The sequence below is a fragment of the Mycolicibacterium sp. P4_G11 genome (assembly GCF_056555145.1).
On record NZ_JBFUJW010000005.1, the window covers coordinates 550211 to 574843 of the forward strand.

Consider the following 24633-nt stretch of genomic DNA (forward strand, 5'->3'; position numbering starts at 1 on the left):
ATTCACCCCCGAGGCATACGCTGGAGGCATGCCCGTTCTGCTGCGGAAGATGCTCGGCATCGGAAACGTGCCCGACGACATCCGCGAGCAGCTCCAGGCCGAGGGCGTCCTGCACGTGGCCGAGTTCGTGCCGGTGACCTTCCGGTTCTCCGGCCACATCCCCGGCAAGGTCGCCAAGAGCACCCTCCGCAGCCTGGTCGGCGCGCTGATCGTGACGGAGAAACGCCTCATCGGCACGCTGTCGTCGGCCCCCAAGAAGGCCGTCAAGACCGTCAACCACCCGTGGGACGCGCCGGCCGGGACCATGGTCCAGGCCGAACTGGACGACTCCGGGCTACTGCTGGACGCCACGGACATCTCCGCCATCGATCCGACTTTCGAGGGCTCGATGTCGCTGCGCTACAAGACCCCACTGCCGGCCGAGGTGCTGGCGGCACTGCCGGCGCGCAAGTTCACGTTCGACGTCCCGAGCAAGTACGTCTACCTCGCCTGTGGGATGCCCACCACCACCTGACCTGGCCGGGGCGTAGCGTCGGGCCGATGACGATCCGGTACGACGAAGCGCTGCGCGAGCAGGTCGGGACGCACCTGGCCGGGCACCGGCGGCGAGTGGTCGACGACCCGAGCAAGCGCCACGCCGCGGTGGCCATCGTGCTGGTGGACTCGGAACCCGGTGAGGACCGGATCGACCCGGCTCCGGTCGACGAATGGATCGGCGGGCGGCCCCTGCCCGACCAGAATCTGGACGGCCGAATGGTCGACGTCGCCGGCGGCGCGGCGTTTCTGTTGTGCCGCAGGACGTCCCGGCTGAACTCCCATTCCGCCCAGTGGGCGCTGCCCGGCGGGCGCCTCGATCCCGGCGAAACGGTGGTGGACGCCGCGCTGCGGGAGCTGCACGAGGAGGTCGGCATCAAGTTGTCCGACGAGTCGGTGCTGGGCCTGCTGGACGACTACCCGACCCGCTCCGGATACGTCATCACGCCGGTGGTGCTGTGGGGTGGCGGCCGCCTGGACCCGCAGCCCTCCCCGGACGAGGTGGTGGCCGTGTATCGGGTCGGGCTGCACCAGTTGCAACGGCCGGACTCGCCGCGGTTCATCACGATCCCGGAGAGCGACCGTCCGGTGGTGCAGATTCCGCTGGGCAACGACCTCATCCACGCTCCCACGGGTGCGGTCCTGCTGCAGATGCGCTGGCTCGGCCTGGAGGGCCGGCCCGACCGCGTGGACGAGCTCGAGCAGCCGGTGTTCGCCTGGCGGTGAGTGGTTTGTGCACGTCTGGTAACGCTGGCCGTTACGGGACATGCACAAATCGCGCAGCGTAAAACCCTTGTCCAACAATCCAACACAGGGTGGCATGGCTGGTTCGGCAGCAGAATCGTAGGAGGTAGCCGACTCGTGTCCCAATCGCCGGGCCAGAACGTACTTTTCGTGCACTGGCACGACCTCGGGCGCTATCTCAGCGCATACGGCCACCCTGACGTCAGCAGCCCCCGGCTGGACCAACTGGCCGCCGAAGGCATCCTGTTCACCCGGGCCCACGCCACCGCCCCGCTGTGCTCGCCGTCGCGCGGTTCCATCTTCACCGGGCGCTACCCACAGAGCAACGGGCTGGTCGGGCTGGCGCACCACGGCTGGGAATACCACGCCGGCGTCCAGACGCTACCCCAGCTGCTCTCCGAATCCGGTTGGCACACAGCACTGTTCGGCATGCAGCACGAGACGTCATTCCCGTCGCGGCTGGGTTTCGACGAGTTCGACGTGTCGAATTCCTACTGCGAGTACGTCGTCGAACAGGCCCTGCGGTGGCTCAGCGAGCCACCGCAGAAACCGTTCCTGCTCACCGCCGGATTCTTCGAGACCCACCGGCCGTACCCACGGGAACGCTACGAGCCTGCGGCGAGCGACACCGTCACCGTCCCCGACTACCTGCCCGACACCGACGCCATCCGCGACGATCTGGCCGAGTTCTACGGGTCCATCGCCGTCGCCGACGCGGCGGTGGGCCGGCTACTGGACGCACTGCAGGCGGGAGGGCTGGACCGCAACACCTGGGTGGTATTCCTCACCGATCACGGGCCGGCCCTGCCGCGGGCCAAGTCGACGCTGTACGACGCCGGGACCGGGATCGCCATGATCGTGCGGCCGCCGCGCGACGCCGGAATCGAGCCGCACGTCTACGACGAACTGTTCAGTGGGGTGGATCTGCTGCCGACGCTGCTCGATCTGCTCGGCGTGCCGGTTCCGGTTGAAGTGGAAGGGCTTTCACACGCGGGGGCGCTGGTCCGCGCGGCGGCGGGCCCCGAAATCCGCACCGAGGTCTACACCGCCAAGACTTATCACGACTCGTTCGACCCTATTCGCGCAGTGCGAACAAAAGACTTCAGTTACATCGAGAACTATGCTTCGCGTCCGTTGTTGGACCTACCGTGGGACATCGCCGACAGCCCACCGGGCCGGGCAGTGCAGCCGGCCATCGCAGACCCGCGTCCGGCCCGTGAGCTCTACGACCTACACGCCGACCCCACCGAGCGGCACAACCTGCTCCTCGACGTGCAGCCCGAATACCATGCAGTGGCAGCGCAATTGGCACTCAAGCTCAACACCTGGCGGCAGCAGACGGGCGATGTCATACCCTCGGATTTCACCGGAACACAGATCTCGAACCGCTTCACCGGGACCTATCTGAGCCTCCATGGGCGCCCCGCCTCGAGCCGGTCCGCAGCGGCGTCCGACCGCGGAATCGACCTGGAATCCACCTCGCAAGATTAATACTCAGTGTGCGAAAAATCCCCTTCTGCAAGGGATTTCGACGCAAGCTAGGCTCATGCGCCATGACAGCATCGACGGCCTATCTGGTCCTCGCATCCCAGCGCAGCGGCAGCACACTGCTGGTTGAGTCGCTGCGCGCCACCGGTGTGGCCGGCGAACCGCAGGAGTTCTTTCAGTACCTGCCACACACCAGCATGTCGCCGCAGCCCCGGGAATGGTTCGCCGACACCGAGGACGAATCGATCCTGCGGCTGCTCGATCCACTGATCGACGGCAGGCCCGAACTGGCGCCCGCGACGATCTGGCGTGACTACATCCAGACCGCCGGCCGCACGCCCAACGGCATCTGGGGCGGCAAGCTCATGTGGAACCAGACCGCACAGCTGCAACGTCGGGCCGCGGATCTGCCGGACCGCTCCGGTGACGGGCTGCTGGCCGCCATCCGCGACGTCGTCGGCTCCGATCCGGTCCTGATCCACATCCACCGGCCCGACGTGGTGTCTCAGGCGGTGTCGTTCTGGCGGGCGGTGCAGACCCGCGTGTGGCGAGGCCGCCCGGACCCGGTGCGCGACGCCCGCGCTGAGTACCACGCCGGAGCCATCGCGCACGTCGTACGGATGCTGCGGGCCCAGGAGGAGGGCTGGCAGAAATGGTTCCTCGACGAGAACGTCAATCGGATCGAAGTGCCCTATCCGGTGTTGTGGCGCAACCTCACCGAGGTCGTCGGCGACGTGCTCGAGGCACTCGGCCAGGACCGCAGGCTCGCACCGAGACCGGTGCTGGAACGTCAGGCCGATCAGCGTTCGGACGAATGGGTGGAGCGCTACCGCGCCGAAGCCGAACAGGAAGGACTGCCGGTATGAGCACCGAAAGTATCCATGTCGACGAGCTCCGGCTGCTCGAGGCCGAGGCCGTGCACATCATCCGCGAGGTGGTCGCCGAGTTGGAGCGCCCCGTGCTGCTGTTCTCGGCGGGCAAGGACTCGATCGTGCTACTCCGATTGGCGGAGAAGGCTTTCCGCCCCGGGCCGCTGCCGTCTCCGGTGCTGCACGTCGACACCGGCCACAACTTCCCGGAGGTCATCGACTTCCGGGATCGCCGCACCACCGGCGTCGGGCACAAGCTGCTCGTCGGGTCGGTACAGGAGAGCATCGACACCGGACGGGTCGCCGATCCCGGGCCGGGGGCGTCACGCAACCGGCAGCAGACCCGCACCCTGCTCGACGCGCTCGAGGCCGGCGGCTTCGACGCCGCGTTCGGCGGGGCCCGCCGCGACGAGGAACGCGCCCGTGCCAAAGAACGCATCCTGAGCTTCCGCGACGAGTTCGGCCAGTGGGACCCGCGTGCGCAGCGGCCCGAGCCGTGGTCGCTGTACAACGGCCGTATCCGCCGGGGCGAGCAGGTCCGGGTGTTCCCGCTGTCCAACTGGACCGAGCTGGACATCTGGCGCTACATCGAGCTGGAAGGCCTTGAGCTGCCGTCGATTTACTTCGCCCACGAACGCGAGGTGTTCGAGCGCGACGGCATCCTGCTCGCGGTGTCGGAGTACGCCCAACCGACCGGTGACGAGACCGCCGCCGTCGAATGGGTGCGCTATCGCACGGTCGGCGACCTCACCATCACCGGCGCGGTGCGCTCGAAAGCCGTTGACATCGCGAGCGTGATCGACGAAATATCCGCTGCCACAGTGTCGGAACGCGGCGAGACCCGCGCCGACGACCGGACCTCGGTGGCGGCGATGGAAGACCGCAAGCGAGAGGGCTACTTCTGATGAGCACGAGACAGCTGCTTCGGATCGCCACGGCCGGCTCCGTAGATGACGGCAAGAGCACCCTGATCGGCCGGCTGCTGCACGACACCGACAGCCTGCCCCTGGACCACCTCGACGCGGTCACCGACGACGACGGCGTCGCCGACCTGGCAGCCCTGTCCGACGGTCTGCGCGCCGAACGGGAACAGGGCATCACCATCGACGTGGCCTACCGCTTCTTCTCCACCGAGGCGCGCAGCTACATCCTCGCCGACACCCCGGGCCACGAGCGGTACACCCGCAACATGTTCACCGGCGCGTCCAACGCGCATGTGGCCATCCTGCTGGTCGACGCCCGGGCCGGCGTGCTGCGGCAGACCCTGCGCCACGCCCGCATCGCAAAGCTGTTGGGTATCAAGCACTTCGCCGCCGCCGTGAACAAGATCGACCTGGTCGATTTCGACCAGGCGCGGTTCGACGCGGTGCACGACGAACTCGGTCAGGTCGCGGCCCGGCTCGGGGCGGTGGATCTGACGGTGATCCCGTTGGCCGCCAAGCACGGCGACAACGTCGTGCACCGCTCGGAGCACACCCCGTGGTACGAGGGCCCGACTCTGCTGGAGTATCTGGAGGGCATCGAACTCAGCGCGCCCCAGCCCGAACCCGCCAAGCTCCGGCTGCCCATCCAATGGGTGTCCCGGCCCACCGCCGAACAGCGGCGCCGCTACACCGGCCGGCTGAGTGCCGGCACGCTACAGGTCGGCGACACCGTGCTGAGCCTGCCCGCCGGCACCAGTTCCACCGTCACCGCCGTGGACACCCTCGACGACGACCGCGCCACTGCCGTTGCCCCACTGTCGGTTTCGATCGAACTGGCCGACGACATCGACGTCGGCCGCGGTGATGTGCTGGTCAGTAGCGCCGACAACGCGTCACTTCCGGTACTGGCCCGCGAACTCGACGCAACGGTGTGCTGGTTCGCGGAGACCCCGCTGCGAGCCGGTGACCGGCTGGCGCTCAAGCAGGGCACCCGCACCGTGCGAGCCACCGTACAGGCGTTGCACACGCGGCTCGATCCCGAGACGCTCGACGACATCGATCAGCCGGTCGAGTTGGTACTCAACGACATCGGCGCCGTCACGCTCCGGACCAGTTCGACGGTGATCGCCGACCCGTACCGCGACAACCGCGAAAGCGGCGCCTTCATCCTGATCGACGAGACGTCCAACGACACCGTCGGCGCCGGCACCATCACCGAGCCGCGCGAGGTCAAGCTCGGCACCCACTCACGCAGCGATATCCGTTGGCACCATTCATCGTTGGACCGGTCCTACCGGTGGGCACGTACCGGGCAGCGCGGCGCCACCATCTGGTTCACCGGACTGCCGGCGTCGGGGAAGTCGACGCTGGCTGTCGCAGTCGAGCGGGCACTGGTCGAGACCGGGCAGGTGGCATACCTGCTGGACGGTGACAACATCCGGCACGGGCTGTCCGACGACCTGGGGTTCTCCGCGGGCGACCGCGCCGAGAACATCCGCCGGGTGGGCCACCTGGCCCGGCTGCTCGCCGACTCGGGTGTGGTGGCACTGGCGTCGCTGGTGTCGCCGCTCAAGTCGGACCGCGACACCGCCCGCGAGTTGAGCTCCGTCGCCAAGCTGCCGTTCATCGAGGTCTACGTGTCGACCCCACGCACCGAGTGCGAACGGCGCGACCCGAAGGGCCTCTACGCCCGCGCCAAGGCCGGCGAGCTGCGCGGCCTGACCGGGGTGGACGCCCCGTACGAGCCGCCGGAGAACCCGGACCTCGTGGTCGACACCACCGGCGCCGACATCAACACCCTGGTGGCCCAGGTGCTGGGGGCGCTCAACACCCTGCGCTGACCCGTGATTTGTGCACGTTTTTMCGCGGTCGGCGCGGAAAAACGTGCACAAATCGCCGTGTCCCCCAATCGGGGGACAACGAATTCATCCTGTACGGGGCCCACCTGGCGGACATACATCGGGGCCCTGCTGCGGGACTCTTGAGTCAACACCGGATCACTCCGGAAACGACATCAAAAGCCCACAGCAGCAGGAGAATTCAAATGAGCATCGTCACCCGCTGGGTCAGCTACTTCATCATCGTCATCGGTCTGACCATCGCACCCGGAATGATCGCCATCGGGCTGGCCACCTCGGCCCACGCCCAGCCGAACACCGGCGCCAGCACCTCGAGCACGGTGCACCAGACATTCCCGCACCAGAACAACTTCCCCCAGCCCGGCACCCCAATCCATCACCACCACCAGCACAACCACTGATTCACGTCTGGGCAACCACGAAAATCCGGCGGAACGGGAAGAACGTGGTGCCGTCGGGCTGGGGTGGGTACGCCTGCGCCAGCAGCGGGATGATCGCCTGCCGGTACTGCTCCCAGGCATCGTCGGTCAGCCGCGAGCGGACGTCGGTCAGCGCGGTACCCGTGATCCAGTCCAGCACCGGGGTTTCGCCGGTCAATTGATGCAGGTATGTGGTCTCCCAGGCGTCGACGGTGCAGCCTTCGGCCGTCAGCAGCGCGGCGTAACCCGCCGGGTCGTCGACCACATTCGTCTCCCGGAATCGGATATCGGCCAGCGCGTCGGCGAACTCCGGGCGCCGGGCCACCTCCCGTACGGCCTGATGCGACGGCGAGTCGAAGTTGCCGGGTACCTGGAAGGCCAGCCAGGCGCCCTTCGGCAGCTGCGTCACCCACCGCCGCAGCAGTTCACGATGTTCCGGAACCCATTGCAGCACAGCATTACTGACCATCACGTCGGTGTCCGGCGCGGGCGACCAGTCGGCAGCGGCAACCACCCGGGCGTCGACGCCGCGAGCCCGGGCTGCAGCCACCATCTCCGGTGAGTTGTCCACCGCTTCGATCACTGCGTCGGGCCAGCGCTCCGACAGCGTGGCGGTCAGATTTCCCGGCCCGCAACCCACGTCCGCCACCCGCCGCGGCGTCTGGGCACCCACGCGCGCCAGCAGGTCGTAGAAGGGCCGGCCGCGGTGGTCAGCGAAGGCGAGGTAGATGTCTGGATTCCACACAACCCCATCCTGCCGCCGGAGGCTGATGAGTGCCTGCCATTCTGGTAGGCGATGGACGAGTCAGTACGCGACCTCTGGCAGTCGCTGGGCCTCCCCGGCCTGATCGACGTGCACACCCATTTCATGCCCAAGTCCGTGATGGACAAGGTGTGGAAGTATTTCGACAGCGCCGGGCCTCTCACCGGCCGGACCTGGCCGATCACGTATCGCACCGAGGAGCAGCACAGGCTGGAGACGCTGCGCGGTTTCGGGGTGCTGGCGTTCACCTCCCTGGTCTATCCGCACAAGCCCGATATGGCGGCCTGGCTGAACCAGTGGGCCGCTCAGTTCGCCGCGCAGACCCCCGACTGTCTGTCCACCGCGACCTTCTACCCTGAGCCCGGCGCACCCGCCTACGTGGCCGAGTCCATCGCGGGCGGCACTCGGGTGTTCAAGGCGCACGTTCAGGTCGGCGACTACAACCCGGCCGATCCACTGCTCGATGACGTGTGGGGCACCATCGCCGACGCCGACGTCCCGGTGATCATCCACTGCGGTTCCGGTCCGGCGCCCGGTACTCATACCGGCCCCGACCAGGTCCGCACCGTGCTGGACCGCCACCCCGACCTGAAGCTGATCATCGCGCACCTGGGTATGCCCGAGTACAGCGAATTCCTGGACCTCTGCGAGCAATTCGACGGCGTCCACCTGGACACCACCATGGCGTTCACGCCGTTCATCGAGGAAAACATGCCGTTCCCGCCCGCCGAATTGCCGCGTCTGGGTGAGCTCGGTGACCGAGTCCTGTTCGGCAGCGATTTCCCCAACATTCCGTACCGGTACGCCGAGTCCCTCGAGGTGCTCACGAAGGTCGCCGCCGACGACGATTGGCTGCGAAAAGTGCTGTACCACAACGCCGCCAGGCTGTTTGATCTGGAAGATCAGCTGACGGGGGCCGAGAACCGGGGTTAGCATCCGAACGTGACCAGTCCGCCAGGCGATGCGTTCAACCCACCCGTCCCGGTTCCCGACGTAGCGGGTGCGGATGCCACCGCGCGTGGACTGCCACGACGGGCCGACCTGACCTGGCAGCAGAAGCTGATCGTCGACTCCTCGGCGGTGGCCGACCTGGGGCTTCGCACGGCGCTGGCCTCGGTGATCGGCGCCGGCATGATTCCGCGGATGGCCGCCTCGGCGGTACGAAGCCGAGCCGGTGACGACCCTGATGCCCTGCGGTTCTACGCCGAACTCGCCGCCACCAAGGACCCACAGCAGTGCTTCCCGGCGCCCAGCGGTCCTCCGCTGGTATCCGCTCGTCCCGCCGGCCCGGTCGCGCAGCGGGTTGCACGCGGCCAGGTGGACAACATCTGGTTCCCGAGCACCTACGACGCCGTGTATCCCGGCATCCGAGAGCGGCGCCGCAGCTACACGCGCAACAACGTGGTGCATGCCCAGCACTGGCGGCACGACGACGGTCCACGCCCGACACTGTGCGTCATCCACGGGTTCATGGGCTCGCCCTACCTGTTCAATGGCCTGTTCTTCTCGCTGCCATGGTTTTTCCGGTCCGGGTACGACGTACTGCTGTACACCCTGCCGTTCCACGGGCCCCGGGCCGAGAAGGGCTCTCCCTACAGTGGATACGGCTTCTTCATGGACGGTGTCCCCGGCTTCGCCGAAGCCATGGCGCAAGCGGTGCACGACTTCCGTTCCGTCCTCGACTACCTGGAGCACACGGGCGTCGATCGCATTGCGCTGACCGGAATGTCGTTGGGCGGCTACACCTCATCACTGATCGCCTCGGTCGACGACCGCATCCAGGCCGTCATCCCGAACGTTCCGGTCGTGACACCGGACCGGACGGTCGACGAGTGGTTCCCGGCCAACCTGCTCGTCAGGCTGAGCAACCGGCTGGCGCATATCGATGAGGATCTGGTTTCAGCTGCCGGCCGGTACCACTCACCGCTGAACTACGCGCCGGTGGTGCCCCGGGATCGCCGATTGATCATCGCCGGCCTGGGTGATCGCCTGGCGCCGCCGCAGCAGGCCGAATTGCTCTGGGAACACTGGGATCGCTGCGCGTTCCACTGGTTCCCGGGCAACCACATCCTGCACGTCAGCCAGCCGGACTACCTGCGCCGGATGACCAAGTTCATGAGCCCGTTCATGTTCGACGGCAGCGACTGCCCGGCTGACCGGGCAGGCACTGCCCGCTGACCCTGTGGGCAGGGCCGCCGCTACTCGACCTCTTACGCCCTGGCCGCAGCGTCGACGGCAGAATCAGCGCCAGCGCCGAACGTCGACAATTCCGCCAGCAGCGCAGTGGTCAGCACACCCGCGCGCGTGGCGAGGCCACCGACCGATGCGGGCGCCATCGCCGTGAGCAGCGGACCCTGCCGACCCGCCTCGCGCGTCAGGCCCGCGACGGCGGCCGCGGCAGGCGCGTTGGCCGTGCGCACCGCGCAGGCCGCGGAAATGGTTGCACCAGGCGAGAATTCGAGCACCGTCCACAGCTCCGTCGTCGACGCCAGTGCGGCCAGGCATTCCGGCAGGCGCGGATCCGCGGGCAATCCGTAGGCGGTGAGGTAGCCGTCCCCGTCGCGGACCGCACGCCACGTCTCGCGCGCGTCGGTTGCCATGGGCGAGGGCGCTGCCTCGGTGACCGCGACCGGCACCCCGGCCTCACGGAGCTGGTCGGCCAGCCGCCGGGCCACCTTCTCCGCCGTGTCCGCGAGCGGCAGATCCGACGACCGCGCCTGCAGGGCAGCAAGATTCGACGCCGCCGTCACCGTGACACTGACCCATGCACTGCGCGTGCCGTCGAGCTGACGTTCCGTGACGCGCACCGAGTCGCACCGGACGCCGTAGCGGTCGACGTAAGAAGCCACGAGAGGCAGTGCGTGGTACGGGAATCCGTCGGCTTCCAGTACCACCGTGACCTGATCAGCCGCCGGGGCCGCCGCACCGCGCCGGTTCCGCCGCCACACCGCGAATCGGCGGGCCACCATCGTGGTCAGGAACATCCCGCGCCACCAGGCGAACACCAGCAGCACCACGGCGACCGCGATGCCCAGGATCCACTTCTGTGGCGTCGTGTGCCACGGGTACGTCATGGCCGCCGGGATGATCGCCAGCAATGCCAACGTGATTCGGGCCGTCATCGGGCGCCGTCCTTTCTTCGGTACGCGATCAGTGCGATCAGTGCGGCGATCGCCAGCACTGCCGCACCGGCGAACGCGATGGTCCGCGGCGTGGTGTCCTTCGGGGCCGGCTCGGGCGGCATGGCAACAGACACGGCTTTCGGTGCCGAACCGGTCGCCGGCAGGTCCCACGTCAATGCCGCAACCGGGTCGACGACGCCGGCGCCCACCAGGTTCGACGGCATGCGCGCGGCACCGTGCGCGGTGGCGGTCAGCCGGTGCGTCACGTCAGCCGCGTTGAGCGCGGGAAATCGACTGCGCACCAAGGCCGCGACACCTGCGACGTAGGCCGCCGCGTAGCTGCTGCTGCGCAACGGGAACAGGTCGCCCCGCTCGTTGGGCAGCGCGTTGGCCAGACCATTCACACCAGTCGACGCGATGTGCTCGCCGGGCGCAGAGATGCCGACCCACGGGCCGGGAGTGGTGAAGTCCGACGGCTGTCCGGCCGCGTCCAGCGACCCGACCGACAGCACATACGGCTGCCACCAGGACGGGATCGACACCGATTTGACGCCGGCCCAGTTACGCGGGTCGGCCGCATTCCCGGGGTTGTCGAGCGGGTTGGCCTCGCACGACGGGCCGCCGGCCAGGCCGGCCCGGTCATTGCCTGCGGCGGCGACGATCACCGCATCCTTTTCCTGCGCAGCGTATTTCAGTGCCGCACCCAGTTCGGTCTGATCGACGGGCCGATCGGCGGGCAAGCAGGTGACCGCCGTGATGGCGATGACCTTGGCGCCGCGGTCGGCGGCATGCACCACGGCCCGGGCCAGTGACGTGACCGCGATGGTCGCCTGCGCCGCAGCCGCGTCTCCCCCGTTGCCACGCGGGGCGTAGCGCTCGGACGTCTGACGGATGGCCAGGATGCGGGCGCCCGGCGCGACGCCCGAGAACCCGTCCGCGCCCGGCTGACCGGCGACCAGGCCGGCGACCAGAGTGCCGTGGCCATCGCAATCGGTAAGTCCGTCAGTGTTCTCCACGAAATCACCGCCGGCCTCCACATTGGGCAACCGCGGTCCGGGATGCACGCCGGTGTCGATGACCGCCACCGTCTGTCCGTCACCGCGGCTGAAGGCCCAGGCGCCCGGCACGTTGAGCAAGGTGTGACCCGGACCCGGTGCGCCCGGATCGGTGCCGGGCAGCACGCCGGCGGTGACGCACTGTCCGCGTTGGCCCATCGCCGCGACGGGACCGACGCTGCCCGACGGCGGTGCCGCATGCTCGTCGACGTGCGGCGGCACGACGGCACCGGCGGCCGGCAACACCGCCGCCGGCAGTACTGCGGATGAGGCGGCGAAAGCAACTGTCAGGACGGAGATTCCGCGCCGGATGGCCACCATCACCGGTTGATGACCCAGGCGAACAGACCCACCAGGTAGGCCAGCACCGGGATCAGCGAAGCGTCCAACGCCGTCGCGGCGAAGCCGACCAGGCGACGCATCGGCAGCGAATAGGTCTGCGGGTCGGCCACCTGGGGGTTCAGCGCAGCCACCACGCCCACCGCCACGAGCACCGCGAGCACGCCCAGCGACCACCATGCGTTGGAGTAGTGCCCGCCGGCGGCGAACATCGTAAGCAGCACGGCCGCAACCAGATACGGCTGGCTCAGCAGCCACAGCTTGCACGGCACCGAGTCCCAGATCCGGGCCCGCAGCGCCGTCGCGAGGGCGGCGGCCACGACCACGTACCAGGCCCACGCCGACGGGTGCGTCCCCGCCACCAGGACCACCGAACCGGCGGTCAAGGTGAGCACGGCACCGGCGAGGAAGCCGGTCTGGTGTGCGTCGCACACCCGGACGCGGCGCGGCAGATCAGCCAGCACGGACAGCGGCAAGGCCGACGGCGTCGGGTCACCCGGCGCCGGGATGTTCGGGACCGGGAACCGGGCCCACAGCGTCGAGAGCTGAGCGGCCTGGACCACGACCAACAGCGCGAAAACGATCAGCACAGCGCCGATCACGGTGTTGCCCAGCTGCCAGACCGAAGCGGCGCCACCGACGATCATGCCCGCGATACCCAGGACGGTCGTGGCGGTGAAGGCCGCGATGGCCTGCCCGCCGACGGCGATGCTGACGATCGACCAGGCGGCGACCGCCGCGGCACCGAGCAGCAAGCCGGCCGGACCGGACGCGCCGGGGACCGCCAGCGTGAAGGCCGCGCCGACCGGCAGCAGGGCGGCCAGACTCAGAGCCGTCGCCAGCTTCGGCAGGGCGGGCCGCGTCAGCAGGGCTGCCGCAACGGTCAGCACCGCCACGCCCACGACCGTGAACAGGCCGGCAGGCTGGCCGGTGCGTACCCGCACCAGCGTCGCCAGCGCGGTGGCGAGCACCGTCAAGGCCACGACTGCCCAACCGGCGAGGCGGCGGATATGCGTGTTACCCCAAGGGTTTTCGCGAGCGGCGGAGAAGATAGCGGCGGCATCGGCGATGTCCTCGACGATGCGCGGCGCCGGCGGACCGGCGGGCACCGGCTGCAGCGCCAGCAGATCACCGTCGACGATGCCGACCGTGTCGAGCGTCGCGTCGAGGCTGTACGCCGCGCCACCCAGCGGGGCCAGCGACAATTCGGCGCCGCTCGCGGCGTCGGGCGCGACGATGCGCCGCACCGCGGGCACGATCTCCCGCAAGGGCAGGCCCGCCGGCAGTGCGACGTCGGTGAGTCGCCCGCGACCACCCTGCTCGTCGCCGGCGGCGAGCACTGCGACCCGCACAATCGGCATCGCGGTACTACCAGACGTGTTCTGGGACATTTTCTTTCCGTTCTCCAGTCGAGGTCTCGAAGTCTCGGGTCGGGTTCACTGTGGGGAACCAGGGACCGTCGGGCAGGCTCGCGGTCAGTCGCTGCACCGCAGCGGTGACGGCAAGATCCGTACCCGGGGCAAAAGTTGAAATCCAGGTGCCGTCAGCGGCTTTCACCGGGGCCACGACGACGCGACCCGCGGTGGTGTCGACGATGCTGACGCCGACGTCGGTGCTGATCCGGTGGCCGTCACGGTGATCGCCCGCGACGATCTCCACGTAGCTGCGGCCGGGTGCGAACGCGGCCCGCACCACGGCGTGCGCGGTCGGCGGGATGCCGAGGTGATCCATCACCTCGTCCAGCGAATCGCCGCGGCGCAAGCGCTCGTCGGCCTTGGCCCCGATGTGGGCGGGCATGGCGAACTCATCGAACCGAGCGGCCGCGCGGCCGGACAACCCTGCCGTGAGCACCGACACCAGCGCGTCCGGGGACGCGACGGTCAGTTCGGTGCAGGTCATCAGGTGCTCGCTGCGCAGGACCGCCACGGTGGTGTCGCCCCTGCGCGCGAGAATCCCGCGCAGCATGGCGCCCGATCCGGACACCCATCGCAGTTCCAGCCAGCGGCGGGGCCGGCACACGGTCCGAATCCAGTGCGCGACAGCGGGATGCACGGAGCCGTCGGCAGACAACACTCCCATCCGCGTCAGCGCGGTGACCTGGTCCGCATCGAATCCGGCTTTGGCGGAGGGCTCGCTGTAGGGCTGCGTGATGGCCAGCACCCACGGAAAGCTCCCAGCGCCGAGACGATCCGCGAGGAACCAGGCTTGCTCCGCGGTCAGTTCGACCGCGGAGACCGGGATTTCGGCGTGCTCCGGGGTGCCTGACACCCCGGAACGCGCCGAAACCGTTGGACTTAAACCCACTTGGCGCCTTCGGCGCTGTCGCGTGCGCTCATCGACAGCGTGTTGGTCTCGTGGGTGGTCGCCATCGCGCGGTACGCGTGGACGAGTTCTTCCATCGCCGTGTTCCACTGGGCCTGCCACGCCTGGTAGCTGGTTCCGGTGTCACCCTGCCAGGCGCCGGCCAGGGCGGCCTGCTCGCTGGCGATGTCGAGGCCGACGGCGTGCAGGGCACCCGAGTAGGCGGTCATCTCACCGGCGTGGGCCAGCATCGCCGGGTAGTTGTACATGATCTGGGACATGGGATTTCCTCGCTCCTGATTGTCGGGGTCGGCGTGCGGCGGCTAGACGGACGTGTACGTGCCGGCTGCGGCGGTGTCCTGCGCGACGTAGGTGCCTGCCGCGTCGCCCAGGTTGGCCTGCGCGATGTCGAGCAGGGCGTTGACCTTGGCCGCAACTTCCATGAAGCGCACGTGTGCGGCCTGGAACGCGACTGCCGAGTCACCCTGGTGGAAGCCCTGCGCCGACTGCGCAGCCTGTTCGGCCTGGGCGATGGTGCTGCGCATCAGCGCGGCCTTGGCCGAGAAGGCCGACTCGGAAGCGACCAGCTGGGGGATGTGTGCGTCGAGCATGCTCATTGTGATTCCTCTCGGGGTACGTCCGGATTGTTTTGGTGGTCAGGTCTTCTGGTCTGCAGGTTCAGCGGTTGGCACCGCCTTCCGAGCCCCAGCTGCCGGGCAGCATGGGGTCGGTGACGCCACCGCCGAAACCGTTGCCGGTCAGGCGGTTCAGGCCTGTCGCCTGCTGGTCCTGGCGGTGCACCGTGCCGGTGAAGCCGATCGGTCCGGCACCGCGGGCGGAGGCCAGAACATCGGTGCGTGGGGCCCTGTCCGCTCCGGCGTCATCGCCGAAGTCCGGATCGACTTCCGAGTTCATGTCCATGAACTCGTCGCGGACACCACGCTCTTTCGCCGCGCGACGGCGACGGGCGCGCCGCCGCTCGGTCGCGGCGGCAGCGGCAGCCGCCGCGGCTGCGGCAGCGATACCGGACGCCGGGGCCGGCGCGGTGGCGCCGTCCCGCAGGGTCGGGGTGAATCCGGGACCCGGGTCGTCGACGGCCACCGCGTAGGCCATCATCGGCGCCGGGGCCGCCGGCGCGGGAGCCGCCGCCGAAGCCGGTGCGGGCGCAGGCGCGCTCGCCGGGGAGGCGGGCGTGGCCGGCACCGTCGGGGCGACGCTGACGACCGGCATCTGATGGTCGGCAATCTGCAACTGCGGCGGCGGTGGGAACGCATCGGCGACTTCGGGATCCGGCACATAGTCGGGTTCCAACAGCGTCAACAACCCCAGGCTGGACAGACCGACCGCAATCAGAGCCGGCCCCCACAGCGGTGCGGACAGCATCAAACCCCAGGAACCCCAGCCGACCGGCTGGAAGAACGCCTGATAGCCCAACGCGAAAAGCAGTGGCCCCCAAGTGGTCAGCGCTTGCGACGGGTTGGTCAGGAAGTCGAAGATCATCTGCTGGATCTGGCCCAGCGGGTCTTGCAGGAACTTCCAGATCAGGTCGCCGCCCGGCAGCGTCTTGATGTAGTTGTACAGGTAATCGGTGATCGCGTTCGACGCGTTCAACGACGTGCCCGCATCGGCCGCCTGCAACTGCGCGCCCGCCTGCGTGGCACTCGCCGTGGCGGTACCGGCCTCGCCGACGCCGGCCGCCAGCATCATCGGGGCCGGCGTGGTCGCCGGGGCCGCCGCCACCGCGGCACCCGACACCGCCTGATAGGTGCCCATCACCGTCGCGGCCTGCAGCCACATCCGGGCGTAGTCGGCTTCGTTGAGCGCGATCGGAATCATGTTGATACCGAAGAAGTTCGTGGCGACCAGCGCCGCATTCACCACGTGGTTGAGGGCCAGTTCGGGCAGCGACGGCATCGCGGCCAGGGCGGTGCTGTAGGCCGCGGCGGCGGTCTCGTGCTGTACCGCGCTGGCGGCACTGTTGGCGCTGGCCTGGGCCAGCCAGGTCAGGTACGGCGCATGGGAGGCGATGTACTGCTCGGCGCTCGGCCCCTCCCATGCTCCCGCCTGGACCTCACCCAACAGCGCGGTGAGTTCAGCTGCGGCCGAGGCATATTCGGTGCTCAGCGACTGCCAGGCAGCCGCCGCGGCCAGCAGCGAACCCGGACCGGGGCCACTGGACAACAGCGTCGAATGAACCTCCGGTGGCAGCGCCATCCAGACAGGGGCGGTCATGTCAGCCCAACACCGTCACGTAGGTGGCGGCGGCTTCGGCATCGCCCGTCGCGTAGCTGATGCCCGCCTCGCTGACACCGCCACCGGCACGGCCGAGTTCGGTGACGCCCTGCGCCGCGACGGCCTCGTGCTCGGCGCCGTGGGCGCTCAGCCCGATCGCCGTCTGCAGCGACACGGGGTCGGCGGCGGGCGGGATCACCGCGGTGACCGCCGGAGCGGCCGCGGCATGGGCGGCGGCCAGGCGGGCGGTCAGTGCTTCGACGGCCGCCCCGGCTGCCGTCAGTCCTTCGGGAACAACGCGCAAGGTCATCAGTGGAACTCCCCTCGTTGTGGTCCGGTGGGTCGGCCCGTAATCGGGTCTGCCACCAGCGGATTGATCAGCTGGACATACGTGGCTTCATCGCTGTCGCCGACCACCATGGCGCGACCGGCGGGCAGGCGGTTGAACCGGTGGCCGCGGATCCGGCCGCTGTCCTGCGGGTTGCCGGACAGCATGACGGTGGTGGCCTGCAGCTCGTTGAGCCTGCGCAACAGCGGGGCAGTCATCACCGCGTGGGCCGAGCCGGCGGCCCGGGCGGTGACGATCACCCGCAGACCCAGTTCGGCGGCCTGGGCCAACAGCCCCAGCAGTACCGTCCAGGGCCGCTGGCCGACGAACGGACCGCTGACCGCGGGTGCATCCGGGATCTGGTCGACGTCGTCGATGATCAGGTAGTGCAGGTGGTTGCCCTGCCCGTTCCGGTAGGTCCACCCGCTCAGCTCCGCGGCCGACAGACCCGCTGGGGGCCTGCGCTTTTCGAGCAGTGCAGCCAGGCCGAGCATCGCCGGGGTGACCCGGTCGACGTTGGGGGTGTACTCGTTGTCCGCGAACAACGGTTCGTCCACCAGATGCAGTCTGCGGTCGATCACGGTGAACGCCACCGACTCCGGCGTCGAGTTCTCCCGGATGGTGCGGATCAGATGCCGCAGCAACGTGGTCTTACCGGACTTGGCGTCGCCCAGCACCATCAGCAGCGGGTTGGCCGAGAAGTCGACCGCAACCGGTGCCAGGTCCTGCTCGCGCTGACCGATCACCACCGACTCGGGGTTCCGGTACAACGGCGCAAGGGTTTCCGGCGCCAGGTCCGTCGGCAGCAGACGCACGGGCGGCGCCGTCTGCCCCGGGTAGTGGGCGTTGATGGCAGCGATCGCACCGAGATCCGGTTCGGCGAACAGGAAATGCTCGGCCGCCATGGTCAGGCCGCGGCCCGGTTGGTCGGCGGGGACACCGTCGGCGGGGCGGGACAGGGCCGCCACACCGGGGGTACCTGGCGACCGCACATTGCTGTCGCGCGAGTCGGCCAGCTTGAGCTCGAGCCGCAGACCCAGCCCGTCGCGCATCGCCAGCGGCACCTCGAGCCAGTTCGGCGTCGTGAGCACCACGTGGATGCCGTAGGCCATGCCGGTGTTGACCAATTCGGTCACCTTGGACAGCAACGGGTTACGGGTGTTGAACGTGTCGGTGTTGTCCCGGCTGAACGCATACAGGTTGTCGATCACCAGGAACACGTCGCCATAGCCGTCATCGCGCAGATCACCGTCGCCGGCGGCGGCCCGGGCCTGGCGGGACGCGAGCAGCTGCTCGAGTTCACCGAAGGTGCGACGGATGCGTTCGGGCTCCAGCGGCGACGCGACGCTGCCGACATGGGCCAGTGGCTTGAGCGAGCGCAGCCCGCCGCCGCCGTAGTCCAGGCAGTAGAACGTGACAGCGCGTGGCGAGTGCGTCGCGGCCGCGGACAGGATGAACGTCTGCAGTGCCGTCGATTTCCCGGACTTCGGCCCACCGTGGATGACCAGGTTGGCGGCCGCCGAACCGGCGTCGAAGACCAGTGGGTCGCGACGCATCTGGAACGGACGGTCGATCTCGCCAAGAGGCCAACGGCCATGGCCCGCAGGAATCTCGGTGCCGGCCAACAGCTCCGGCAACGCGATCGGCTGGTCCAGCGGCGCCAGCCACAGCCGCGGCGCCCGCGGACCGTACTGGGCCAGCTGCTCGCCGACGGTCGCGACCAGCTTGCGCGGCGCACGCAGATCCGGAGCCGTGTCGGTGACGATCACCGTGTCGGGAGCCGGGGTGACGTGGCCTGCCGGGAACAGCTGTGGCTGCGGAACCGCATGCACCACAACGGCTTTCTCGACCCGCGGCGGGTCGTAGATACCGTCCACGTAGGTGCTGCGGAACTTGACCGGCACGGCGCCGGGGGTGGGGACCAGGAAGCCCTCGCCCTTGTGTTCCGGACCGGCCTCGATGTGGTACGCGTCCTCGACACCGATGATCTGCCGGCTGATCGACGGGCTCGCGACCTTCAGACCGATGCGGTACGAGGTGTTCTTGTCGATGTCCTTGATCCGGCCCACGTCCAGCGTCTGGGACGCGAACAGGATGTGGATGCGGAACGAACGGCCCTTGCGGGCAACATAATCGAACAGCTCGGCGTATTCGGGATGGTCGGCGAGCATCAGCGAGAACTCGTCGGCGACCACCAGCAGCGTCGGGATCGGGGGCAGGTCGTGCCCAGCCGCCTGCGCCGCCTCGTATTCGAGCACCGAGTTGAAGGCACTGCCCTGCACGCGGCGGCCGGCCTCCATCAGCAGCTGCTCACGCCGCGCCACCTCACCGCGCAGGGTGTCCGCGAACCGGTCGGCCAGCGACCGCTTCTCGGCCATGTTCGAGATGACGGCGACCACCTGCGGGAAATCCCGGAAGATGTCGGCGCCGGCCTCGCCCTTGAAGTCGGCGTAGATGACGATGAGGCGTTCGGCCGAGTGAGTCGTCAACAGCGACAACAGGATCGACATGAGGGTCTGAGACTTGCCGGAGCCCGTCATACCGATCATCAGACCGTGCGGCCCCATGCCTCCTTCGGCCTCGTCCTTCAGGTCGAACATCAACGGTTCACCGGTGGCGGTGACGCCGATGGGTACCCGCAGCTCGTCGGCCCGCGTGCGCGGCGCCCAGAGGCCCGCGACGTCCAATGCGGCCGCATCGGGAATCCCCAGCAGGGTGCCGAAGGTGGTCAGTCCGGCACCGGTACTCCGGGCCCGGTTCGGGTTGGAGTCCCAGCGCGCGAGACTGCGCGCCAGGTGCGCGGCGGCCCGCGGCGAAAAGCCGTCGGCGGCATCGAAGTACGACTGCCAGCCGGCTGCCGCCCACCGCTCGATGCGGCCGTCGGCCACCCGCAGCACCGGGCGGTCGGGGTCCGCGTACTCCGGCTGTTCCGTGCCGCGCTGCACCACGGTGACGCCGGCCAGTCCGGCCCGCGGCAGGAGCTCGTTGATGTCGGCATCCGGGTCGTCCACGACGATCAGCAGGTGCCGCAGCGGCGCGGTGTCCGCGCCGCCGAACGGCTGCCGGTCCGCGAGTTCATCGGACAGCATGCCGGCGAGTTCGGGAACACCGGCGGCCAGGTAGCGCGCCGGGCCGACACCGTCGATCTGGCCGGGAATGTCACTGTGCGGCAGCCACTTCAGCCAGGACCAGGATTCCGATTCGAGAGCCTCGGCATCCGCGGCCGCCAGGCCGACCCCGAGCAGGGCGGGATCGTGCCAGGTCACCGCTTGCGCGATCCAGGCGCGCAACGCGCCCCGTACCTCGTCGGCATCGCCGAGCACGGTGATCCGCGAAACCTTGGTCAGGTCGATACCACCGGGAACCGCGGGAACCGTCCGCTGGACGTCGAGCAGTCCGCGCAATGCGCTGTGCGACACCGGCTCCAGATCGATCTCGGCCGCGGTGTCCTTGACCTGCAGCACCGTCTCCAGGCGCGCGTCATGCAGCCCGGCGCGCACCACCAGGAAGTCGGCGTCGTGCGGGTCGCGCTCCCACTGGCGTCGGGTGCCCGCGACGGCGGCCAGCTGCTCGGGTGCGGGGTGGGACCATTCGCGGGCCGCGCGCTGCTCGGCGGCCTGGGCCCGGACGTTGTCCCGCACCACCGACAGGTAGCGCAGGTAGTCGGCGCGCTCGGCGTCGACCTCTTCGGTCCGGGTCTTGTTGTCCGAACCGCGGTAGAAGGCGGTGGCGGCCAACAGGAGCACGAACGGGAAGAACAGCGTCTGCGGCGAGATGACGCGCATGCCGGTGGCCACCAGGGCCACGACCATGCCGACAATCAGGATGACGATCAGGTAGGGCAGCACGCGGCGCAGCAGCGACGGCGGCACCAGGCGCGGCAGCTCGGGCGGCGCCTCGATGGTGATGACGCTCGCGCGGGTCGCCGGGACGGGCAGCCGGCGCCGCGCTTCGAAGATCAGACGGCTCACGGGTTCTCCCTCAAAACGGTGTCGACAGCTGGGCGAACCAGTGCCGGAAGCTGCAACGCGTCACTCCGCGACAATGTCGGGCCGGGCGCGAACTGGCTGAGGATCGACCACGGCACCGGCAGCGGTGACGCGGTAAGCCCCAGCGCGGCAGGGGTTTTGCGATTTGCGTTGGTGGCGTCACCTTCGGTGGAGATGCCGTAGCGGACGCCGGTGTCGCTGATCCAGTAGCCGGACAGCGCCGGGGTGCCGGCTTGTCCGGTGGCCTGGACGAAGTATCCGGTGCCCGGGGCCACCGCCACGCGCTGCGCGGTGCCGGCGGGGCCGGCCAACGCGACGGGGTGCTCGTCGGCGGGCAGCGGCAACATCGCTCCGGACAGCAGGGTGAGCGAATTTGTCGTGGCGCCATCGTGTTTGGTCCAACGGGCGCAGGTCAGTGGCGCCTTGGTGACGTCGACGACGGTGAGCGGGCGCTCCGGGTACGCCGCGGTGTTGATCGCGGTGGAGACCGGGATGCGGGCGACCTGGTCGGCGGACAGCCGCGGCGGCTGCTCCAGACCGTACGAGTCGGTGTTGCGCAGAATTGCCGCTACGACCTGTGAAATCGGTTGCAGGCCATCATCGAGGACCGCGTAGTACTGGAGGGCGTTGCCCGCGTTGTCCGAGCCGGCTCCGGTCGTGATGGCGGTGACCACCGCGCCGACGGGTGCGGCGACCGGCAGTGGGTACGGCGTCGGCTGGCCGGCGTTGACGATCGCCGGGGCAGCCAGCGGGGCCGATTCCGGGATCGCGTTGAACAGGCCGTCGGCGATGGCGCGCGGCGCGGGCAGTGCAGTTCCGTTGGCGCCCAGGCCGAGTGCCGCCGTCACCGCGCGGTTGTTCAGGTCGACCGCGCTGCGCTTGCCGTTCCACAACAGCCAGCTGCCGCCGTTGACCCCGGCGGAACCGACGCCATCGTTGCGAACCAGCACAGCGTCGTCGGCACCCAGTGCGGCGGCGCGGGATCCGCCGTCGGCCAGCGGACCCGTGATCAGGGTGACGCCCACGACGTCACCGGTGGCCGCGTCGCAGACGGTCCAGTCGGCATCGCGAGAAGTGTTGGGCACCATGCGTTCCGGCGCACCCGGGATGCCGATGAGGCTGCCGCGAGCGAACTTGTCCAGTTCCGCGCTCGGCACCGTGGTCGGATTGTCCGGCCGTCCGGCGATGAGCCGGGCCGAGGTCAGGTTCAGCACCGGGTGCAGTTGGTCACCCACCCGGACGTACAGCGCAGAGGTCTCCCGATCGGCCAGGATCACGTCGTTACCCGCGACACCGGCGGGCCGGATCAGGGAGAAGACGAAGCAGCCTGCCAGTGCGGTGACGAGCACCAGCCCACCGACGAGGACGGAGCGGCTCTGGGTCCGCAACGGGTCGACCAGCATGCGGGTGTCATGCATGGCGACGCCAGAGGCGATGCGCCGCATGAGGAATCGCCAACCGGACACCTGGTGCCGGGTGACGAAGCCGCGGCGGTACTCGACCTGCTCCGGGTTGTCGTTCACCGGAGTACGGGAACTGAAAGTCTTTCGGTCGTCACTCACTGTGCGGGCACCACCAGTCCGAGACCACGCAGCAGCGGCGCGGCCGAGTTGCCGACGTCACCCGCGGTGATCGTCATGAGTTCGTCGTCGGTGAAGTCGTGTGCGGCAAGGTGATCCAGCCGGTACTCACGTTCTTCTTCGGAGCGCTCCACCAGATTTCGCACAAAACGGCCGTTGCCCGCGATGTCGAGGCTGCGGCGCGCGACACCTGCGGCGTCGGGCGTGGTCGCCGTCGCGAGGTGTGCGAACAGCTGCTCCATCTCGGTCTGCGCCGCGGGTTCGAAAACGCTGTCCCGCTTTTCGGCCATGCGCATGGCGATCTCGGTGAGTTCAGAGGCCGAGTACGACGGGAAGTCGATGCTCCGCGTGAAGCGCGACCGCAGACCTTCGTTGGTGTCCAGGAACATGTCCAGGTCCTTGCGGTAGCCGGCAATGATCACGACCAGCCGGTTGCGGTCGTTCTCCATGCGGGCCAGCAGGGTGTCAATGGCGACCAGGCCGAAGTCGTTCTTTGCGCCGGTGGACACCAGCGCGTACGCCTCGTCGAGGAACAGCACGCCGTCGAGCGCACTGTCGATGACGGCGTTGGTCTTGGCCTCGGTTTCACCGATGTGCTGGCCGATCAGGTCGGCACGATGCACCTCGCGCACAGTCTCTTTGCGCAGCAGGCCCAGACCGCAGTAGATCTTGGCGACCACCCGGGCGATGGTGGTCTTACCGGTTCCGGGCGGCCCGGCGAACACCAGGTGGTTGGTGCGCTGGGCGACGGTCAGGCCCCGCTCCTGGCGCCGAATCGACATGGCCACAGAGCTTTTCAGCCGGGCCACCTGGTACTTGACCTCTTCCAGGCCGATGAACTCGGCCAGCTCGGCCTCCGCCTCGACGAGCAGGTGCGCCTTGCGCGACTTGGCATCCGGGTCGACGAAATCGGCCTCGGTCGGCTCGGTCTCGGGATCCCACGGGTTGTGCCGGGCCTCGATGCGGGCCGCGGTGGTCGGGTCGATGCCGAAGCTGGTGTCGGTCAGAGCATGTTCGGCAGCGGTGTTGTCGGGGTGCGCGGCGTACAGCTCGGCCAGCACATCGGTGGCCTCGTCGTCCTCGCCCTGCGCGCGCAGGGACAGCGCCTTGACGAAGGTGCCGTCGACCACGGCGACCGCGACCGGCCCCTCCGGGTCTTCCAGGTGCGACAGCGCCGGAGCGAACATGCCCAAGTGCGCCAACGCAATACCCAGCGCCACCCGCGCGGCATGCGCGTAGGACGCGTCCAGGTTCGGGTCGCTCACGATGGGGGTCAGTTGCCGGACGACGTCCGACCAGCGGCGGGTGCGGTGGTACATCGCCACCCGCACCCAGCGCGCCGGCAGCCAGCCCGGCTTGCGGTCGAGCAGGTCGCCCACCAGCTGATCAGCCTCTTCGTAGGCGCCGGCGCCGGCGAGGGTTGCGGCATAGGCCAACTGGAAGCCGTCGCGGTCGGTCGCCCGGAACTGCAGGTACAGACCGCTGTCGTAGCTGAAGCCGAGATCGCCGTCAGCGAGGTCGAGGGCCCGCTGCAGCACGCCCGCCGAGGACACCGTGCGCCAGATCGCCTCGATCACGTCGGGCGTTGCCGCACCCGCGGCAGCCAAGCCGGTCCAGGCATCGCAGTGCTCGCCGGCAATACGCGTCAAAGTCAGGAAGCCACCCAGGGCGGCGTCGAGGTCGGCCGGGCGACGGCGACCGTCGACACTCAGGCCGAGCGCCAGACAGCTGCTGGAGAACCGGGTCAGCACGTCGCGATCGACGCGTGATGCCCGCTGCGCGGCGTCACCATCGGCGACCACTGTGTTACTGCCCGCGTTGCTCGGTCGCACGTGGGTCCTTTCCGTCATCGACACGCCAGAGGACGTTCCACCACTCATGCGGCGGCCGTCCTAAGAAGGAGTCGGCACCCGGAACGGATTGGTTCCCGGCGGGCCGCGAGACGGGCACTGTGCCGCGCGGGCGCGGTTTGCTCGAAATGCACCGCGGCGGATACCGCAAATGTGTCAGTGCCCATGGTGGTGTTCGCGGGATATTAGAGTCCCCGCATATCTCCTTAAGTATGCCTAAGCTAACCCTGCGAAGTTA

At 68.9% G+C, this 24633-nt stretch carries 21 protein-coding genes; 9 read left to right on the plus strand and 12 right to left on the minus strand.

All coding sequences use genetic code 11. The features are described 5' to 3' along the window. Window positions 1-28 precede the first annotated feature (28 nt). From AC1U2B_RS14025 to AC1U2B_RS14055, 7 genes are all read left to right on the plus strand, one after another. Window positions 29-514, plus strand: coding sequence for a hypothetical protein (locus tag AC1U2B_RS14025; protein WP_071288407.1), 486 nt, complete (start codon window positions 29-31; stop codon window positions 512-514). A 26-nt stretch (window positions 515-540) separates the two neighbouring features. Continuing rightward, window positions 541-1260 carry an NUDIX hydrolase gene (locus AC1U2B_RS14030; RefSeq protein WP_480217255.1) on the plus strand — a complete coding sequence of 240 codons (720 nt, stop codon included), beginning with the start codon at window positions 541-543 and terminating at the stop codon, window positions 1258-1260. A gap of 135 nt (window positions 1261-1395) precedes the next feature. After that, window positions 1396-2769 (plus strand): sulfatase family protein, encoded by a 1374-nt coding sequence (locus AC1U2B_RS14035; RefSeq protein ID WP_480217256.1) that lies wholly within the window; start codon window positions 1396-1398, stop codon window positions 2767-2769. 62 nt (window positions 2770-2831) lie between these two features. Beyond that, the gene (gene stf0 / locus AC1U2B_RS14040) at window positions 2832-3632 is read left to right on the plus strand and encodes a trehalose 2-sulfotransferase (RefSeq protein WP_043985860.1); all 801 of its coding nucleotides are present in this window, start codon (window positions 2832-2834) and stop codon (window positions 3630-3632) included. Next, window positions 3629-4540: a sulfate adenylyltransferase subunit CysD gene (cysD, locus tag AC1U2B_RS14045; protein ID WP_480217257.1), complete on the plus strand. Its 912-nt coding sequence runs from the start codon at window positions 3629-3631 to the stop codon at window positions 4538-4540. The genes stf0 and cysD overlap by 4 nt, the downstream gene beginning before the upstream one ends. After that, on the plus strand, window positions 4540-6399 hold the full coding sequence (gene cysC / locus AC1U2B_RS14050) for a sulfate adenylyltransferase subunit CysN (RefSeq protein ID WP_480217258.1): 1860 nt from the start codon (window positions 4540-4542) through the stop codon (window positions 6397-6399). The genes cysD and cysC overlap by 1 nt, the downstream gene beginning before the upstream one ends. A 203-nt stretch (window positions 6400-6602) precedes the next feature. Beyond that, entirely contained in the window at window positions 6603-6818 is a 216-nt protein-coding gene (locus tag AC1U2B_RS14055; RefSeq protein ID WP_480217259.1) for a hypothetical protein, read from the plus strand. 1 nt (window position 6819) lies between these two features. On the opposite strand, the gene AC1U2B_RS14060 is transcribed toward AC1U2B_RS14055, so the two are convergent. Further along, entirely contained in the window at window positions 6820-7581 is a 762-nt protein-coding gene (locus AC1U2B_RS14060; RefSeq protein WP_043390033.1) for a trans-aconitate 2-methyltransferase, read from the minus strand. Window positions 7582-7632: 51 nt separating this feature from the next. Here AC1U2B_RS14060 and AC1U2B_RS14065 point away from each other — a divergent pair, with 51 nt between their 5' ends. Both AC1U2B_RS14065 and AC1U2B_RS14070 read left to right on the plus strand, forming a co-directional pair. Further along, window positions 7633-8532, plus strand: a complete 900-nt coding sequence (locus AC1U2B_RS14065; protein WP_480217260.1) for an amidohydrolase family protein — start codon at window positions 7633-7635, stop codon at window positions 8530-8532. Between the two features lie 9 nt (window positions 8533-8541). After that, window positions 8542-9777, plus strand: a complete 1236-nt coding sequence (locus AC1U2B_RS14070; protein WP_480217261.1) for an alpha/beta hydrolase family protein — start codon at window positions 8542-8544, stop codon at window positions 9775-9777. A gap of 32 nt (window positions 9778-9809) precedes the next feature. Here the strand turns inward: AC1U2B_RS14070 and eccE are convergent, their stop codons facing one another. From eccE to eccA, 11 genes are all read right to left on the minus strand, one after another. Further along, window positions 9810-10721, minus strand: coding sequence for a type VII secretion protein EccE (eccE, locus tag AC1U2B_RS14075; RefSeq protein ID WP_480217262.1), 912 nt, complete (start codon window positions 10719-10721; stop codon window positions 9810-9812). Continuing rightward, window positions 10718-12097 (minus strand): type VII secretion-associated serine protease mycosin, encoded by a 1380-nt coding sequence (gene mycP, locus AC1U2B_RS14080; protein WP_480217263.1) that lies wholly within the window; start codon window positions 12095-12097, stop codon window positions 10718-10720. The genes eccE and mycP overlap by 4 nt, the downstream gene beginning before the upstream one ends. After that, window positions 12097-13476: a type VII secretion integral membrane protein EccD gene (eccD, locus tag AC1U2B_RS14085; protein WP_480217307.1), complete on the minus strand. Its 1380-nt coding sequence runs from the start codon at window positions 13474-13476 to the stop codon at window positions 12097-12099. Before eccD ends, mycP begins: the two co-directional genes overlap by 1 nt. Before the next feature lie 7 nt (window positions 13477-13483). Beyond that, a complete protein-coding gene (locus AC1U2B_RS14090; RefSeq protein WP_480217308.1) occupies window positions 13484-14356 on the minus strand; it encodes an ESX secretion-associated protein EspG in 873 nt (290 codons plus the stop codon). 53 nt (window positions 14357-14409) lie between these two features. Beyond that, complete coding sequence (locus tag AC1U2B_RS14095; RefSeq protein ID WP_043390023.1) at window positions 14410-14697, minus strand: WXG100 family type VII secretion target; 288 nt, start codon at window positions 14695-14697, stop codon at window positions 14410-14412. A 42-nt stretch (window positions 14698-14739) separates the two neighbouring features. Continuing rightward, window positions 14740-15033, minus strand: coding sequence for a WXG100 family type VII secretion target (locus AC1U2B_RS14100; RefSeq protein WP_043390021.1), 294 nt, complete (start codon window positions 15031-15033; stop codon window positions 14740-14742). Between the two features lie 61 nt (window positions 15034-15094). Continuing rightward, complete coding sequence (locus AC1U2B_RS14105; RefSeq protein ID WP_480217264.1) at window positions 15095-16648, minus strand: PPE family protein; 1554 nt, start codon at window positions 16646-16648, stop codon at window positions 15095-15097. A gap of 1 nt (window position 16649) precedes the next feature. Next, entirely contained in the window at window positions 16650-16958 is a 309-nt protein-coding gene (locus AC1U2B_RS14110) for a PE family protein (protein ID WP_480217265.1), read from the minus strand. Beyond that, window positions 16958-20947, minus strand: a complete 3990-nt coding sequence (gene eccCa, locus AC1U2B_RS14115; protein ID WP_480217266.1) for a type VII secretion protein EccCa — start codon at window positions 20945-20947, stop codon at window positions 16958-16960. Before eccCa ends, AC1U2B_RS14110 begins: the two co-directional genes overlap by 1 nt. After that, a complete protein-coding gene (gene eccB / locus AC1U2B_RS14120) occupies window positions 20944-22527 on the minus strand; it encodes a type VII secretion protein EccB (protein WP_480217267.1) in 1584 nt (527 codons plus the stop codon). The genes eccCa and eccB overlap by 4 nt, the downstream gene beginning before the upstream one ends. After that, window positions 22524-24347: a type VII secretion AAA-ATPase EccA gene (eccA, locus tag AC1U2B_RS14125; RefSeq protein ID WP_480217309.1), complete on the minus strand. Its 1824-nt coding sequence runs from the start codon at window positions 24345-24347 to the stop codon at window positions 22524-22526. Before eccA ends, eccB begins: the two co-directional genes overlap by 4 nt. Window positions 24348-24633 lie beyond the last annotated feature (286 nt).

Coding starts and splice junctions, on each gene's coding strand:
- AC1U2B_RS14025 (WP_071288407.1), top strand. CDS start 29: ATGCCCGTTCTGCTGCGGAAGATGCTCGGCATCGGAAACGTGCCCGAC.
- AC1U2B_RS14030 (WP_480217255.1), top strand. CDS start 541: ATGACGATCCGGTACGACGAAGCGCTGCGCGAGCAGGTCGGGACGCAC.
- stf0 (WP_043985860.1), top strand. CDS start 2,832: ATGACAGCATCGACGGCCTATCTGGTCCTCGCATCCCAGCGCAGCGGC.
- cysD (WP_480217257.1), top strand. CDS start 3,629: ATGAGCACCGAAAGTATCCATGTCGACGAGCTCCGGCTGCTCGAGGCC.
- cysC (WP_480217258.1), top strand. CDS start 4,540: ATGAGCACGAGACAGCTGCTTCGGATCGCCACGGCCGGCTCCGTAGAT.
- AC1U2B_RS14055 (WP_480217259.1), top strand. CDS start 6,603: ATGAGCATCGTCACCCGCTGGGTCAGCTACTTCATCATCGTCATCGGT.
- AC1U2B_RS14065 (WP_480217260.1), top strand. CDS start 7,633: ATGGACGAGTCAGTACGCGACCTCTGGCAGTCGCTGGGCCTCCCCGGC.
- eccE (WP_480217262.1), bottom strand. CDS start 10,721: ATGACGGCCCGAATCACGTTGGCATTGCTGGCGATCATCCCGGCGGCC.
- mycP (WP_480217263.1), bottom strand. CDS start 12,097: ATGGTGGCCATCCGGCGCGGAATCTCCGTCCTGACAGTTGCTTTCGCC.
- eccD (WP_480217307.1), bottom strand. CDS start 13,476: ATGCCGATTGTGCGGGTCGCAGTGCTCGCCGCCGGCGACGAGCAGGGT.
- AC1U2B_RS14095 (WP_043390023.1), bottom strand. CDS start 14,697: ATGTCCCAGATCATGTACAACTACCCGGCGATGCTGGCCCACGCCGGT.
- AC1U2B_RS14100 (WP_043390021.1), bottom strand. CDS start 15,033: ATGAGCATGCTCGACGCACACATCCCCCAGCTGGTCGCTTCCGAGTCG.
- AC1U2B_RS14105 (WP_480217264.1), bottom strand. CDS start 16,648: ATGACCGCCCCTGTCTGGATGGCGCTGCCACCGGAGGTTCATTCGACG.
- AC1U2B_RS14110 (WP_480217265.1), bottom strand. CDS start 16,958: ATGACCTTGCGCGTTGTTCCCGAAGGACTGACGGCAGCCGGGGCGGCC.